Annotated in this window: 16 protein-coding genes, 2 pseudogenes and 1 other annotated feature; of the genes and pseudogenes, 16 read left to right on the forward strand and 2 right to left on the reverse strand. The window is 39.5% G+C overall.

What is annotated here, in order from left to right; genetic code table 11:
* Positions 1-133: pseudogene (locus tag A3I5_RS12820) on the reverse strand (ISL3 family transposase); the annotation flags it as partial.
* Between the two features lie 382 nt (positions 134-515).
* Between A3I5_RS12820 and A3I5_RS0110465 the strand changes: the two are divergent.
* The gene (locus A3I5_RS0110465; protein WP_018374559.1) at positions 516-953 is read left to right on the forward strand and encodes a hypothetical protein; all 438 of its coding nucleotides are present in this window, start codon (positions 516-518) and stop codon (positions 951-953) included.
* A 295-nt stretch (positions 954-1,248) separates the two neighbouring features.
* Positions 1,249-1,404: pseudogene (pgk, locus tag A3I5_RS12465) on the forward strand (phosphoglycerate kinase); the annotation flags it as partial.
* A gap of 273 nt (positions 1,405-1,677) precedes the next feature.
* Here the strand turns inward: pgk and pgfM2 are convergent.
* On the reverse strand, positions 1,678-4,398 hold the full coding sequence (gene pgfM2, locus A3I5_RS0110475; RefSeq protein ID WP_018374561.1) for a glycosyltransferase PgfM2: 2,721 nt from the start codon (positions 4,396-4,398) through the stop codon (positions 1,678-1,680).
* Positions 4,399-4,780: 382 nt separating this feature from the next.
* Positions 4,781-4,853, forward strand: a sequence feature (ribosomal protein L21 leader region).
* A gap of 34 nt (positions 4,854-4,887) precedes the next feature.
* Between pgfM2 and rplU the strand changes: the two genes are divergently transcribed.
* The 14 genes from rplU (at position 4,888) to A3I5_RS0110545 (ending at position 14,929) form a co-directional block, all read left to right on the forward strand.
* Positions 4,888-5,202: a 50S ribosomal protein L21 gene (gene rplU, locus A3I5_RS0110480; protein WP_018374562.1), complete on the forward strand. Its 315-nt coding sequence runs from the start codon at positions 4,888-4,890 to the stop codon at positions 5,200-5,202.
* A 15-nt stretch (positions 5,203-5,217) separates the two neighbouring features.
* On the forward strand, positions 5,218-5,583 hold the full coding sequence (locus tag A3I5_RS0110485) for a ribosomal-processing cysteine protease Prp (RefSeq protein ID WP_018374563.1): 366 nt from the start codon (positions 5,218-5,220) through the stop codon (positions 5,581-5,583).
* Entirely contained in the window at positions 5,576-5,869 is a 294-nt protein-coding gene (gene rpmA / locus A3I5_RS0110490; protein WP_018374564.1) for a 50S ribosomal protein L27, read from the forward strand. Before A3I5_RS0110485 ends, rpmA begins: the two co-directional genes overlap by 8 nt.
* Positions 5,870-6,149: 280 nt before the next feature.
* A complete protein-coding gene (locus tag A3I5_RS0110495; protein ID WP_018374565.1) occupies positions 6,150-6,989 on the forward strand; it encodes a thymidylate synthase in 840 nt (279 codons plus the stop codon).
* A 92-nt stretch (positions 6,990-7,081) separates the two neighbouring features.
* Complete coding sequence (locus A3I5_RS0110500) at positions 7,082-7,591, forward strand: dihydrofolate reductase (protein ID WP_018374566.1); 510 nt, start codon at positions 7,082-7,084, stop codon at positions 7,589-7,591.
* A 2-nt stretch (positions 7,592-7,593) separates the two neighbouring features.
* Positions 7,594-7,764 (forward strand): hypothetical protein, encoded by a 171-nt coding sequence (locus tag A3I5_RS12705; RefSeq protein WP_095114562.1) that lies wholly within the window; start codon positions 7,594-7,596, stop codon positions 7,762-7,764.
* A gap of 37 nt (positions 7,765-7,801) precedes the next feature.
* Entirely contained in the window at positions 7,802-9,034 is a 1,233-nt protein-coding gene (gene clpX / locus A3I5_RS0110510) for an ATP-dependent Clp protease ATP-binding subunit ClpX (RefSeq protein WP_018374568.1), read from the forward strand.
* Positions 9,035-9,335: 301 nt separating this feature from the next.
* Complete coding sequence (yihA, locus tag A3I5_RS0110515; RefSeq protein ID WP_018374569.1) at positions 9,336-9,932, forward strand: ribosome biogenesis GTP-binding protein YihA/YsxC; 597 nt, start codon at positions 9,336-9,338, stop codon at positions 9,930-9,932.
* Positions 9,933-10,177: 245 nt separating this feature from the next.
* Positions 10,178-10,501 carry a hypothetical protein gene (locus A3I5_RS0110520; protein ID WP_018374570.1) on the forward strand — a complete coding sequence of 108 codons (324 nt, stop codon included), beginning with the start codon at positions 10,178-10,180 and terminating at the stop codon, positions 10,499-10,501.
* On the forward strand, positions 10,491-12,500 hold the full coding sequence (locus A3I5_RS0110525) for a V-type ATP synthase subunit I (protein ID WP_018374571.1): 2,010 nt from the start codon (positions 10,491-10,493) through the stop codon (positions 12,498-12,500). Before A3I5_RS0110520 ends, A3I5_RS0110525 begins: the two co-directional genes overlap by 11 nt.
* Positions 12,501-12,980, forward strand: coding sequence for a V-type ATP synthase subunit K (locus A3I5_RS0110530; RefSeq protein ID WP_018374572.1), 480 nt, complete (start codon positions 12,501-12,503; stop codon positions 12,978-12,980).
* A gap of 34 nt (positions 12,981-13,014) precedes the next feature.
* Positions 13,015-13,596, forward strand: coding sequence for a V-type ATP synthase subunit E family protein (locus A3I5_RS0110535; RefSeq protein ID WP_018374573.1), 582 nt, complete (start codon positions 13,015-13,017; stop codon positions 13,594-13,596).
* 12 nt (positions 13,597-13,608) lie between these two features.
* A complete protein-coding gene (locus A3I5_RS0110540) occupies positions 13,609-14,619 on the forward strand; it encodes a V-type ATPase subunit (protein ID WP_018374574.1) in 1,011 nt (336 codons plus the stop codon).
* Positions 14,609-14,929: a V-type ATP synthase subunit F gene (locus A3I5_RS0110545; protein ID WP_018374575.1), complete on the forward strand. Its 321-nt coding sequence runs from the start codon at positions 14,609-14,611 to the stop codon at positions 14,927-14,929. The genes A3I5_RS0110540 and A3I5_RS0110545 overlap by 11 nt, the downstream gene beginning before the upstream one ends.
* The last annotated feature ends 463 nt before the right edge of the window (positions 14,930-15,392 follow it).

Below are 15,392 nucleotides of genomic sequence, written 5' to 3' on the forward strand. Positions count from 1 at the left end.
GCTTGCATAGAGGAGGTATATAATCTAGTGTAGCTCTGATAAGGATATGGGTATCATATTTCATGATTTCGTTTAGTTTGATATTTTTATCTTTCATTCCGATGAGTTGTGTGGTATGATTGATGTGTTCCATAAGATGCTTTCTAATGAGTTGGTTAGCGCTTTTCATTATAAGTCTTATGGGACTTTTTGTGTACTCAAAAAGCCCTATACTATCCAAAGTGGAGTTACCCACTACAGATAGTATAGAGCCGTTTTTTATTAAGCATTGACAAAAGTAAGGATATTATTGAAATCGCTTTCTTTTTATGATATAATTTGGTTATCAAATAAAATTATATGCGATTATCTTTGGTTGTTGAGGAATCTTTTGTAGTAAGTTATAGTAGTTTAGAGCTAAAATTTTGTTATTAAAAGAAGGAGGAAATAAACATGGACACATCATAATTTTTGAACATGAAGCTTATGTCAATAGTATAAGAATCGCTTTCATATTGTAAGAAGGGAAAACTAACATGAAAAGAAGATTTTTAACTTTTGTATGGGTTATGGTATTGTCTATTTTTACTGGGACATCCTTAGTGCATGCATCTAGCGATGCTGGGTTAGTGACTGGTATAAATTCTGCTTTGGATGAAGTTTCAACTGAAGAACAGTCGTTGAATAATGCTTTTGACGTCAATTCACAAATTCGTCCAGTAATGGATGAAGATGGCCCAAGAAATATTAGAAAAACAAATTATAAGCTTAACTCAGGCTGGTATTATGGGCATACAGTAGTTCTAGGTCCTCAGTCTGGTATCATTTCTATTTACAAGACTTATGACATTTATTATCGTAATGTAGAATATGATTTAGAATATGATGTACACAATAAATACACCGGTAGATTTCTAAGACATGTGAAGACACATATTCGTACAACTGAAGAACAGTGGAGATTGAAAAAATGACAGTAAAACATTATACTAAGAATCCATTAGTTTTGGTTGTTGCCCTGTTTATTTATCTCAGTCTACCTCGGATTAGTATTGGCATGTTCAATACTGGGTGTGTTTCGTCGTTCTTGGGGACGATTGTTGGATTTTTATTAGTGCTACAGTTTGTTTTTAAAAAATTTCGCAATATACGGATTGATAGCATCATTTTCTCTCTTTATTTGGTTTATATTATTGTTCAGCTAAGCCTACTTACGATTCTGTCTTTAGTAAGATAAAGGGGTTCAATACAAAACAATTTTCATTTTAAAACGATGCTTTTGTTACAGCTCACCGTGCGTACGCATCTAATGTTGGTATCTCAGCAAACGTTGACAAGGCAGTCATTGGTTTCTTTCTTGAAAATGAAATTGCCTACATCCAAGAAGAAGCCGTTGAAGCATCAGAACGTTTATTCGCAGCGATCTTTATACGTAATTTACATGTTTTGGGGGTGTGGGGAAAGCCATCATGGTGGTCTGTCCCAGCCTCTTTTTGTCTCATTATATTAAAAGAGGTTATAGGACATTCACGAGGGCTGTGAGATGGAGCTTGCTAAGAGAGGTTGTCATATGAAAATATTATTCGAAAAAATTGTGAGGGCGATGATTCTGTCATAAGGATATTAGTTCTTAAAGAGAAGAGAGAATGGGGTGTATAAGAACGTTGGTCGCTTGCAGCATATCAAGTCAATATCTTTCTACGATTTTTTATTAGGTGAGAGTTTTGATTTAAGATTTTTGAGAAGGTGATTTTGCTTAGACAACCATTTTGAATCAACAATCATATATAGAAAAGATAAAGTAGAAAACACAGCACCCATTCGAAAACCCTCTGGTATGAAGCGTAATTCCAATTTATGGTTTCCAGGTGAAAGCTTAAAGGCTATCATTGCGTCCCATACTTTTTCAGTCTTGACATGTTTTCCATCAACAGTTACCTGCCAACCCTTATTATATGGAATAGAAGTGTAGAGGTATTCTTTTCCTTTTGGTTGGACAACAGAACCTGAAAGTTGTGTGGCACTAACAGATGTTGGTCGCCATTTTGCTATAGTTGCTTCCGACAAAAATTTTTCAAAAAGCTGGTTATCAAAACGATAAATCATTAGCCCTGATAGATCAAGTTGTTGATCTTCTGTGATATGGATGGTAAAAACCTGTTGTTGCCCTTCTAATTGATTGGCTAAGTTCCAAATTTGCGGATGACGATATCGGTAAAAATAATGGTAAGGTTCATCATTAAGCTTAAAAGATAGCATGCGGGGATTATAACTAGTTATTTTAGGAGCATAAAAGTAGAAGCTATTATTGTCAGTTGGCGTGAACTTGATAGTAATTTTGCCTTCTTGCTCAGTATTGTTTCTCTGAAAAATAGAGCTGTCTGGCGTTACAGGTTTCATATTCTCCATTTCGACAGAAAAACCGTAGGAAGGCTCTAAAATATTTTGGTCAGTTTCAAAAAGCGTTTGAAATATCCTATTTTGGTTGGTAATAGGATCATTAGAGGCTAGCTCTAAATCTTTCCCGGAGGAAGAACCGGAAAATCCCAATCCCAGTGTATGAGGATTTTCATAAATATCAATCTTATCTGTATCTTTTATTAAATCAAAGGACTTGAGCATTTGCTTTCGGCTACTGTAACTCCAAGTCTCTGTTGACGTGTAATACCGCAAGTTAACCAAGGCATCACTAAGTGGAGTTCCCCCTGAATAAACCGACATAGCTGTTGATGACGCCAGCCCTAGGCGACCCAAAAATTCAAGATTACGATATTCAACACTTGAAGTGAAGTGATTAATGCCATAAAAGTTGTAGGTAAGAGGGTCGTTCCATGTTTTTCCAGTGCTTTTTTCAAGTCGATCAAGACTGGTCTGAAAGCCTGGAAGCTCTTTATAAAGCATTTCAAAGTCCTTTTCATCACTGAAAGAAAGGGCAGAGTCATGCCATAGGTTGCGATCAATAACTGTTTTAGCATGGTAGCCCAAATCTAATAGACAAACCAGAAGTAGAAAAAGTAGTTTTTTCGAACGTGGAATGTTAAGGAGAATGATGGCGTTGAAAGCTACCAGCAAAAAAAGCATGATAAACAGCTGATTTTGAGTTACCAAGGGATAATTTCTTGTTTTCTGCACATTTAAGCCGATCCAACCAATGACAAGAATACCGAGATGTATAAAAAGAAGGTGAATAGGAATAATTTTCTCTAAACTTTTTAGGTAGTGAAATGTAATGATCAGTAAAAAGAAGCTGATAATCCAAGCGTTTCGATGATAGAAGCCAACAGGCATTTGCCCCATATGCATTAGCCTAATTAATCCAGTATTTGAAAAGAGTAATAAGAAGGTTGCTAGAACTAGGCTTGCTGCAATTTTATGACGCTTCGAAAAAGAAGAGCTGACTAAAAAACCAATGAGACCAATAGCTGATATTAGGCCGACATAGAAGTTGGGGCCTGATAAGTGATTTCCCCATTCTTCTCCATTACTGGAACCTGGAATAAATTTATAGATAATTTCTAGAGGTGAGTGCACAAAGTTAAATGTCCATGGGACATCGCCTCCACCAGAAGCAGCTTTTGTTCCCAGGAGGGAGAAGAAGACTGGTAGCAGCCAGATAGCACTGAGGCAAAGGCCAATAATGGAATAACCTGCTGCATTCAGTAATCGTCTGAAAGCTAACTTGAAGGAAAATCCCTCTCTAATCACAAAATAAATAGCATAAATAATAACGAAAAAACAAGCCATATAAGCTGTGTAAAACTGCCAGATAATCATTATGGCCAAAATAAAAGAATAAGATTTTGACTTTTGACCGGATAAGATTTTTTCTAAGCCGATCATAAGTAGAGGAAGCAGGACAATATTATCTAAAAAGTTTGGATTGATCTGATTGGTGATAAGGAAACCATTTAAACCATAGATGCTTGCAATAAGAATGCCTAAAAGTTTGTTTGAATCAATTTGGTATCGCTTAGATAAAAAAAGGTAAAAGGTTAGTGATGCTAGGCTGTGTCTTAACAAAGTGACCATAAAGACAGCTGCATTCAAGAATTGAGCTGGAACAAGCCCAAGAATCAGGCTGAAAGGTGTGAGGCTATTAAAGCCCCAAACAGGCGCCATCACGCCTCCTAAGCCTTTGCTCCAAGACCAGAATAAACCACCCCAATCTCCGCTTGTTGCTAAATTTCCTAAGGCTCGATATAAAGGGATGTACTGAACGAGGTAGTCTCCGCTTGTTAGGGTTCTATCACCGAATGGATAGAGTCCAAGAATTAAAAAAACGAAAACGAGGACAAGGGCTGGGAACAGAAAAGCAAGCCAAAATGGAAGCCAAGAGCTTGTATTGATCTTATCGATAATAGTGTTTGAAAATTGATCTAGTTTTCGTCTTAATAATTGTAAGAAATTTTTGACTATCATTGGTATCTTTTATCACTTTCATTTAATGCACTTATATTTTAACATAAAAACATCTTAAACAGATATAAATACCCTAACATATCATCAGTTTTGATAGACTTTTAGCGTGTTTGAATTTATAAGAAATTTATGTTTAATAACTAAATTATGTTAAATATAGATTTCCTACTGTGATTTGTACTGTCGCCATAAATAGTGCCATTATCTGTCTATTGCTTAAATTAGATACAATTGCTGGGAAGGAAGCATATCAAATGTATTAAAAAACGGATAGAAACAGAAAAGAAGTAGAAAGTGTTTTTTAACAATCGGCATATTTTTTAGATGTTTCTACTTGCAAATATCAACTTAATGTAGTACAATCAAAGGGTTGACTTAATGCACTTCTGTGCAACCGCACGACTACCGTCTCAAGTAGGGCAACCTCACGGTACTAGGCGAGTCTTCACAAGGAGAATTTTCTCCAAAAAATATTATAGGAGGTGCATCATGAGCACATACGCAATTATCAAAACTGGCGGAAAACAAGTTAAAGTTGAAGCTGGTCAAGCAATCTACGTTGAAAAATTGGACGTTGAAGCAGGTCAAGAAGTTACTTTTAACGAAGTTGTTCTCGTTGGTGGTGACAAAACAGTTGTTGGTACGCCACTTGTTGAAGGTGCAACAGTTGTAGGTACGGTTGAAAAACAAGGCAAGCAAAAGAAAGTTGTTACTTTTAAATACAAGCCTAAAAAAGGTAGCCATCGCAAACAAGGTCACCGTCAACCTTACACTAAAGTTGTTATCAGTGCTATCAATGCTTAATTTTAGGTTGAATGCATGATTCAAGCCCAATTCACTCGTCAGCATGACGGTCGACTGCAACACGTTCAAATCAGTGGTCATGCAGGAAGTGGACCCTATGGTTATGATATCGTGTGTGCAGCTGTTTCTGCCTTGGCAATCAATTTCATCAATTCTTTGACAGAAATTGTAAGAGTTCAGGCGGAAGTCGAAATTAACGAGATAGATGGAGGATTCATTAGCATGACTCTTCCAAATCAACTAGAACCCCTAACTAGTCAGAATGCCCAACTCTTATTTGAAGCTTTCTTACTAGGTATGAATAATCTGAGTGACAATGCTTCTGATTTTGTCAAAACTCAGGTGATTGAAAAACTCAACGGAGGAAAAACTAATGCTTAAATTAAATCTTTCTAACTTGCAAATGTTCGCCCACAAAAAAGGTGGCGGTTCAACATCAAACGGACGTGATTCACAAGCTAAACGCCTTGGTGCTAAAGCTGCTGATGGTCAAACTGTCTCAGGTGGCTCAATCCTTTACCGTCAACGTGGTACTAAAATCCACCCAGGTGTAAACGTTGGTCGTGGTGGTGATGATACACTCTTCGCTAAAGTTGAAGGTGTTGTGCGCTTTGAGCGTAAAGGTCGCGATAAGAAGCAAGTTTCTGTCTACCCAATCGCAAAATAAGACTGTAAAACCCTATGAATTAAGGCTTTCTGAGATATCAGAAGGCCTTTTTGGAGTTGTGGTCTGGTACAAAGCGGCTACCCTAAGACATGTCAGATTCCTTTCTACACTTGGTAAGAAGAGCTATAGCGTTTCAGTGTATAATCAGAAAACAATAGTCTATGAGTGTCTCTATTGGAAATAAGAAGGGAAAGCGGAAGCAGAAAATGATAATTTCCTTTTGAAATGAGTCTCTTCGTTTTTTTGTGCAATTTTAAAAGCTTTCTGATACAATAATCCTATGACAAAAGCAGATCTTATTTTTAAAGAAAACATTGCAACTATTTTAAAGGAAGGTGTCTTCAGTGAACAAGCCCGTCCTAAGTATAAGAACGGGAAAACAGCTAATTCCAAGTATATTACAGGCGCTTTTGCAAGCTATGACCTGACCAAGGGTGAATTTCCGATTACAACCTTGCGACCTATTGCCATCAAGTCTGCAATCAAGGAAATTTTCTGGATTTATCAAGATCAGTCCAATGATTTGTCCGTTCTCAATGATAAGTACGGCGTCAAATACTGGAACGATTGGGAAGTTGGAGAGTCTGGTCACATTGGTGAGCGTTACGGAGCTATTGTAAAAAAACATGATATTATCGATAAATTGCTCAAGCAACTAGAGGAAAATCCTTGGAACCGTCGTAATGTCATCTCCCTGTGGGATTATGAAGCTTTTGAGCGCTCAGAAGGGCTCTTACCTTGTGCTTTTCAGACGATGTTTGATGTGAGACGTGTGAACGGGGATATTTATCTGGATGCGACTCTGACCCAGCGTTCTAATGACATGCTGGTGGCGCATCATATCAATGCTATGCAGTATGTCGCTTTGCAGATGATGATTGCTAAGCACTTTGGTTGGAAGGTTGGCAAATTTTTCTACTTTGTCAATAACCTTCACATTTATGATAATCAGTTCGAGCAAGCTGAGGAACTTTTGCGCCGTGAACCATCAGACGGACAACCGCGCTTAATCCTCAATGTCCCCGATAAGACCAATTTCTTTGACATTAAGCCTGAGGATTTTGAATTAGTTGACTACCATCCTGTCAAACCGCAGTTGAAATTTGACCTTGCCATCTAGACTGAGAGACAGCATAAGGTTAGTTCCTAAGTGCTTTTTGGTCGCTATTTTGATATAATGAATAAAAGTATCATGAAGTAGGGAGGAAGCAGATGACTAAAAAAATAGTAGCTATCTGGGCTGAGGATCAAAATCATCTGATTGGTAAAGATAATGGGTTGCCTTGGCGTCTTCCCGCGGATTTGAAGCATTTTAAAGAAACAACCATGGGGCACAACATTCTTATGGGGCGTAAGACCTTTGATGGAATGGGTAGGCGTGTCTTGCCAGATAGGACTAGCTTAATTCTGACAACAGATGTCGGCTATCGTGTAGATAACCCAAATGTGCTTGTGTTACATAGTGTTGATGCGGTTTTAGACTGGTATAATCAGCAGGAGAAAAACCTTTACATTACTGGTGGAGCTGAGATTTATGCTCTCTTTTCACCCTATCTAGACCAAGTTATCAAGACAGAAATTCATGGCCAGTTTGATGGAGATACCTATTTTCCAGAGAATTTTGATTGGTCAGGTTTTGAGGAAGTTAGCGTCAGCCATTTTCCAAAAGACGAAAAAAACGCCTATGACTTTACAGTTAAGGTCTTGGCAAGAAGAGGGTAGACATGCAACGTAGTATTTTTGGGGTGTTCACCGCTTTTTTATGTGGCATCTGTGTCTTGTGTGCCATGCAAGCTTTTCGGAAAAAACGGACAGGCTTGGGGATTATCTTCTTGTTTAATGCCTTTACCAATCTTGTCAATAGTATTCACGCCTTTTACAACACGCTGTTCTAAGGACAGCCGAACAATTTGAGAGAAAGTATGGAAAATCATGCCAACCAATAAGAAAAATGAAATGATGGTTTATTGCTCTTTTTGTGGCAAAAACCAAGACGAAGTCCAGAAGATTATCGCGGGGAACAATGTCTTTATCTGTAACGAATGTGTCGAATTAGCTCAAGAAATTATTCGTGAAGAGATGGCTGAGGAAGTCCTTGCAGACCTGTCTGAAGTCCCAAAACCGCAAGAATTGTTGACGATTCTGGACAACTACGTTATTGGACAGGACAAGGCCAAACGTACTTTGGCAGTTGCTGTTTACAATCACTATAAGCGCATTAATTTCCAGCACAGCAAGGATGAGAGTCAAGAAGTGGACTTACAAAAGTCTAATATTCTCATGATTGGGCCTACAGGTTCGGGGAAGACCTTATTAGCACAGACCTTGGCGCGTAGTCTCAATGTACCTTTTGCCATTGCGGACGCGACAGCACTGACAGAGGCGGGATATGTCGGTGAAGATGTGGAGAATATCCTCCTCAAACTTTTGCAGGCCTCGGATTTCAATATCGAGCGCGCCGAGCGAGGGATTATCTATGTTGATGAAATCGACAAGATTGCTAAAAAAGGGGAGAACGTCTCTATTACTCGTGATGTTTCAGGCGAAGGAGTGCAACAAGCGCTGTTAAAAATCATCGAAGGTACTGTGGCTAGCGTGCCGCCTCAAGGTGGTCGTAAACACCCGAATCAGGAGATGATTCAGGTCAATACACAGAATATCCTCTTTATTGTGGGTGGCGCTTTTGATGGTATTGAAGAGATTGTCAAGCAACGCTTAGGCGAGAAAGTTATCGGTTTTGGTCACAACAACAAGGGCATTGACGAAGGAGCCTCTTACATGCAGGCTATTGAAGCAGATGATATTCAGAAATTTGGGATTATTCCTGAATTAATCGGTCGTTTGCCAGTCTTTGCAGCCCTTGAGCAGCTGACAGTAGATGATTTGGTTCGCATTTTGAAAGAGCCGAAAAATGCTTTGGTTAAGCAATATCAGACTTTGCTTTCTTACGACGATGTGGAACTTGTTTTTGAAGATGATGCTTTACAAGCCATTGCTGAGAAAGCTTTGTCTCGTAAAACAGGTGCGCGTGGGCTTCGTTCTATTATCGAAGAAACCATGATGGATGTTATGTTTGAGATACCGAGTCAAGAAGATGTCAAAGTGGTCTATATTACCAAAGCAGCTGTTGAAGGCCGTGATAAACCCATTTTAGAAACTGCCTAAAACTCCACCCAGAGTTGGGAATCAATTCTAAATATGATAAGAACCTGTCATTCAAGGCCGCTTTTTTCGCTACGCATCGTTTGTTTTTTAGCATACAATCAGTATTTCTTTAGAAATTGCCTCGATGATCGAAAAACGACCTCTTGAATTAAAGTATCTCACTTGTGAATACAGGTTCTTATATCTAAATTGGTAAAACAATTTATTTTTCGTAGTGGTTTGAAGAAGTGGAGTGGGAAAGGACTCTTTCAAAGTTGGTTGGAGTTGTTCCCGCTTTTTTGGTGTTAAAGAAAGGATAAAGATGACTATAAATATTCATAATGCTGAGATCGTTTTGTCAGCTGTTTCTCAGGCTCAATATCCAGCTGATGCTTTGCCAGAAATCGCTATGGCTGGCCGATCTAATGTTGGAAAGTCTAGTTTTATCAATGGGCTTCTCAATCGGAAAAATTTAGCCCGTACCTCTAGTAAGCCGGGTAAAACCCAGCAGCTTAACTTTTACAACATTGATGATCAATTGCGTTTTGTTGACGTGCCGGGCTATGGCTATGCCAAGGTTTCAAAGACTGAGCGTGCTAAGTGGGGGAAGATGATTGAGGAATACCTGACAAGTCGTGAAAATTTACGAGCTGTTGTCAGTCTTGTGGATATGCGTCACGAACCAACTGCAGATGATGTGCAGATGTACGAATTTCTAAAATATTATGATCTTCCTGTTATTGTCGTTGCGACCAAATCGGATAAAATCCCTCGTGGTAAATGGAACAAGCAGGAATCTGTCATTAAAAAGAGATTAAAGTTTGACTCATCGGACACCTTCATCCCCTTTTCAGCGATCACAAAAGATGGTGTTGAAAAAGCTTGGGAAGCCATTCTGACTGCTGCAGATTTATCATAAGGAGTGGGAAAATCTAGTTTTACTGGATTTTTCTTTAGCCTCATTAAAAAAATTTTTTAGTGAAAAAGGCTCTCTTTTCTTCATATTTAATAACCGATTTCTAAATAGCTATTTTAACTATGATATAAAAGTATTTTATGATGGCGCTTTATTTACCCCCTTACAAAAGGGAAAAATTGTGTTAAAATAGTAAACAGATAGTTTTAATTTTAAAAAATTAGAACACATTAAGAAGGGAGGAGTTTATGGCAAATGCAACATTAGCAATGATGCAAGAGATTGAAATGGAAGCACAAGCTGTTTTGGAGAGTTATGATCAAGAGATTGCTGACTTGAGAAAAGCTAGCGAAGAAGATTTGGCAGCACTCGCTTTGCAATATGATCAAGATACTCAAGCGGAAGTTTCTCAGTTGAAAAACCTTGCAGAAAAAGAAATTGATAAGTTGCGTCAAGAAATCCAAGGCACTATTGCACAAAACGAAGCTGCAGTGCGAGAGGCCTTGACCGATAAAAAAGATCAGTTGGTTCAGGCTATTGTAGATAGGGTGGTGGCAAGTTATGGCCATTAGTCAAATGCAGAAACTATCTCTGATTTTGCCAAAGGAGCAACTAGATGATGTTCTTTTAGTGATGCAGGATTTGAGACATGTGGAAGTTCGTGATTTAGGTCAAGATGCTTCTTGGCAGCTGGCACTGTCTGAAAATCAAGTTCAGCTAGCAGAAGTTTCATCCTTTGATAGAGGAGGTCAAGAAGTTCTTGCTGGTGAAGAGGCCTTGGCTTATTTCTTAAAGCGGCAGCAGAAACTAGAAAATGCCATTGCGCAATTAAAAACTTATTTGCCTAAGCAAGGACTAATTGCTAGTCTTCGTCAAAAGCGTCGTCTTCTCGACTTTTCAGATGTGGAAATTCAGGGACGTGAATGCCTTGAGGAAAATGTTCTCAAGAAAGTCCAGTCCTTATTTCGGGAACACGACAGTCTTAAAGAACAATTGCAAAAGTTGGAAGACAATCGGACTCAAATTTCTAAATGGTCCAACCTAGAAATCACTCCCAAAGAACTGAGCAAGTTTAAACATATTAAGGCCCTTGTAGGAACAATCCCAAATACAGAGGACAATCAGTTTCTTAGACAACTTCAAGAAGCTGAAGCGGTTGATTTTCAGGAAGTCTTTCGTTCGGAGACGGAGTACGGTGTTATTCTTTTTCTTCACCCGCGTGAGGAAAAGAAGGCTCCGATTAACTTTGAAGACTTTCTGTTTAAGCCCTTGGAATATCCTTACGATTTAGTGCCCGCAGAGCAACTCAAAGAGTTTGATGTTGCAGAAAAGCTCCTGTTAGAGCGTATTCAGGGTATTGAAGGTCAATTGCGTGATGCACAAGACAGTCTTGAGCAGTTAGAGCTGGAATTAGAAGCTGTAACCAACCATCATGCTCGTGAACTAGCCAAGAAAAAGTTAGCGGCGAGTCAGTATCTGGTTGCTATAGAAGGTTGGATTGAAACCTCGGAATTGCCTCTATTTAAGCAAAAGTTACAAGCCGAGTATGGTGATAGTATCTTGCTGACAGAGAGTGAAGTCACTGAAGAGGATTGGGATTATGTTCCAACTCAATTGAGAAACCATCCTCTTATTGAACCGTTTGAAATGATTACAGAGATGTACTCGCTGCCCAAGTATTATGAAAAGGATCCAACGCCTTACGTAGCCCCATTTTATTTTACCTTTTTTGGGATGATGATTGCGGATGTGGGTTATGGATTGCTCTTATTCTTAGCGACAGGCTTGGCACTTAGATTCTTTTCTTTAGCCAAGGGAACCAAGCGATTCTTGCAATTTTTCAATGTGTTAAGTGTCTCAGTCAGTCTTTGGGGGCTAGTCTATGGGTCATTCTTCGCCTTTGAATTGCCAGTCCAGCTTTTGAGTACAACTGATGATGTTATGGTTATCTTGGTCTTGTCGGTTGCTTTTGGGTTTATCACCGTCTTGACTGCTCTGTTCTTGAGTGGTCGTCAAAAGATGAGGATGAAAGACTATGCAGAAGCCTACAACGCTGGCTTTGCTTGGCTTTTAATTCTGGTTGGTGTGATATTTCTGATAGTCGGTATGATGCTTCCTAGTATGGCTTACCTTGCGACCATTGGAAAATGGCTTATGATTCTAAATGCCATCGGTATCTTAGTGGTTTCGGTCATTGCGTCTAAGAGCTTAGCTGGTCTTGGTTCTGGTTTGTACAATCTTTACAATGCCACGGGTTATGTCAGTGACTTGGTCAGCTTTACTCGTCTGATGGCTCTCGGTGTATCGGGCGCTAGTATTGGGACAGCCTTTAATATGATTGTGGGATTGCTGCCAACACCGGCTCGGTTTACTGTTGGTATTCTCTTGTTTATCGCGTTGCACGCAGTCAATTTAGCCTTGTCACTTTTGTCAGGTTATGTTCATGGTGCACGTCTCATTTTCGTTGAGTTCTTTGGTAAGTTTTATGAGGGTGGTGGCCGTGCCTTTAATCCCTTAAGACCTGCTGAGAAATATTTTGATATAAAAAAAGTTCATTTGGAGGACAAATAAATGGAGCATTTAGCAAATTACTTTTCAACTTACGGTGGCATTTTCTTTGCTAGCCTTGGTATTGTTTTAGCCGTATCATTTAGCGGTATGGGTTCTGCCCTCGGTGTTGGTAAAGCTGGTCAGGCGGCGTCTTCTCTTTTGAAAGAACAACCTGAAAAGTTTGTTCAAGCTTTGACCATCCAGCTTTTGCCTGCAACTCAGGGTCTTTACGGTTTCGTTATTGGGATGGTTATTCTCTTTACCATGCCAGCTGAATTAACCCCTGATCAAGGACTTGCTTATCTTTTTGCGACCTTGCCAATTGCTATTGTCGGTTATTTCTCAGCTAAGCACCAAGGTGGTGTGGCTGTTGGTGCTATGCAAATCTTGGCAAAACGTCCAGAAGAGTTCATGAAGGGGGTTATCCTTTGTGCCATGGTCGAAACTTACGCTATCTTGGCCTTCGTTGTCTCCTTCATCTTGACCCTCCGTGTGGGTTAATCATCCCTGTCACTAAAGAAAAGGAGGGGCTGATATGTCAGATATGACAGGACTGAAAGCATCTGTGTTGGCGCAGTCTCATGAAAAAGGCCGCCTCAATCTCACAGCTGCTAAAGAAAAAATTCAAGCGGATTTTGAAAAGAAAAAAGAACAACTTATTTTGGAGAAAGAAGCTGTTCGCCGTAATCGCTTGGGAGAAATTAATCGTCGTAAGCAACGAGATACGCAACAATTAGAAAATCAGGCGCGTCAGTCAAGCCTTGTAACGAAGCAAGAAGTGCTCAAAGAATTGTTTGCCGCTGCTCAGGACAGAATGGCCAATTGGTCTGAAGCTGAGCAGGTCGCATTCTTCAAGTCAATCATGACACATTACCAAAATCCAGTAACGATTCAAGTGGGGCAAAAGACAGCGGATAGATTTTCAGAAGCGACTTGGCAGGAACTTAGCCAAGCATTTCCTAATGTAACTTTTGCAGATGAGCGTGTTGCTGGGGAGGCTGGTTTTCTAATTTCAGACGGAAAGGTGGACGATAACTACCTTTACAGTACGCTAGTGCAAGAAATTTGGGAATCTGAAAGTTATCGTTTGGCTTCTGAGATTTTCCAAGCAGAATAGGAGGTGCTTCGTATGGATGCAAGCCTATTTTCACAAATCAATACAGCAATCAGTGTGCGTGAAGCACGTATGGTGACTAAAGAGCAATTTGATCAACTTTTGTCTGTAGAGGATAGAGAACGCATGGCGTTGACCTTGCAAGAGACAAATTATAAGCTGGATAAGGAGAGTCTGGCTGATCCCAATGTGATTGAACAGGTCTTAATCAAGAACTTAGCAGATGATTATCGTTTTGCTTTTGAAGAAACGCCTGTAGAAGAAGTCACACAACTTTTTGCTCTTCGTTACACGTATCATAATCTAAAGGTCCTTTTAAAAGCGCGTGCAACGCAGACAGACTTGTCTGAGTTAATCCTTCCAATCGGTCGTTATAGTAAAGAGATTTTAGAACATTTAGTTACGACCTTGACAAGTGAAGTTTGTCCTAGTGTGATGGTCGAGGAGGTCTCAGCAACTTGGCTGGAGTTTTTGGACTATCAGGATATGCGGGTTCTTGATATTGGGATGGATATGGCTTACTTTAAGCACTTGAAACAGCTAGCAGAAGAACTTGATACACCAGAGTTGACGGACTTTGTGAATTTGACCATTGATTTTTACAATGTGATTACTGTTAAAAGAGGTCTTAATCAGGATAAACCCAATAGTTTTATGCGCCAGCTCTTGTCTGACGATGCTTTGATGAAGGCGCGTGATTACCTCAAACTTTATGAAGATCAATCTTTATTGACTTGGTTTAATCAGGTTTATCCTAATAGCTTTGATTTGTCGACTAAATCTTTTGAGTCAGGACTTGCGCAAGCAGATATTTCTGCTGTGGAATTGGAGTATTTGATGGATCTGTTGCGATTCCAAGTTCTGGAACAGGGACGTTTTGAGACACAAGGTCCACTTCCCTTGGCCCGTTACCTTTGGGGCAAGGAATTGGAGGTGAAAAACCTGCGCTTAATTTTAACAGGGCGTAGTAATGATCTTAGCTCAGAAGTTTTGAAAGAAAGGATGAGACCCGTTTATGGCCAGTAAAACCTATAAAATCGGTATTGTTGGAAATCGTGACGCCATCCTTCCCTTTCGAATGATCGGATTTCAAACGTTTCCTGTTACGGATTCTCAGCAAGCCGTTAACACTTTGCGCAAACTCGCTCGGGAAGATTATGGGATTATCTATTTAACAGAAGATATTGCTGTAGAGATTCCAGATACTCTTGACTATTATGACAGTCAATTGACACCAGCTGTCATCCTCTTGCCAACTCACAAAGGAAGTCTCGGACTCGGTATTCAACGTGTCCAAGATAATGTTGAAAAAGCAGTTGGACAAAATATACTTTAACATAACAATGGGCGTTTGGTTATTGTTAATGCGTGGAAAAAACTTATAAATATATGTACTGGTGGTGCGGTTACCGTTAAGAGTGGCTAATACCGATAGTTTTGTAGAGATTTGATGTTCCAACAATCGCTTCCAGACTGTTGAGCACTCATCTTTGCAAAGCTGAACAGAGCTATAACATTTGAGTCATCAATATATGAGAGGCAACTCAGCAAAGATTCATTGGTTCTGAAATACCTAATGAACTGTGTAGGGAAAAACTAAGTTAGATTAGTCAAACGTCCTTTGCATCTTAGAATTGAATTCGGCCTAAAAAGTTAAATGGCATTTGGTATGGTTAGGGTCGTAGCCGTCTGGATTTTCTTCGATTTCATCTGTGAAAATCCTAGTCGTCTTGACCGGGGTGCGTCAACGTCATCGAAGATGACTGACTTACCGCCATTTTTCAACGCTTTTCTTGACG

This window comes from Streptococcus merionis DSM 19192 (assembly GCF_000380085.1).
GTDB classification, from domain to species: domain Bacteria; phylum Bacillota; class Bacilli; order Lactobacillales; family Streptococcaceae; genus Streptococcus; species Streptococcus merionis.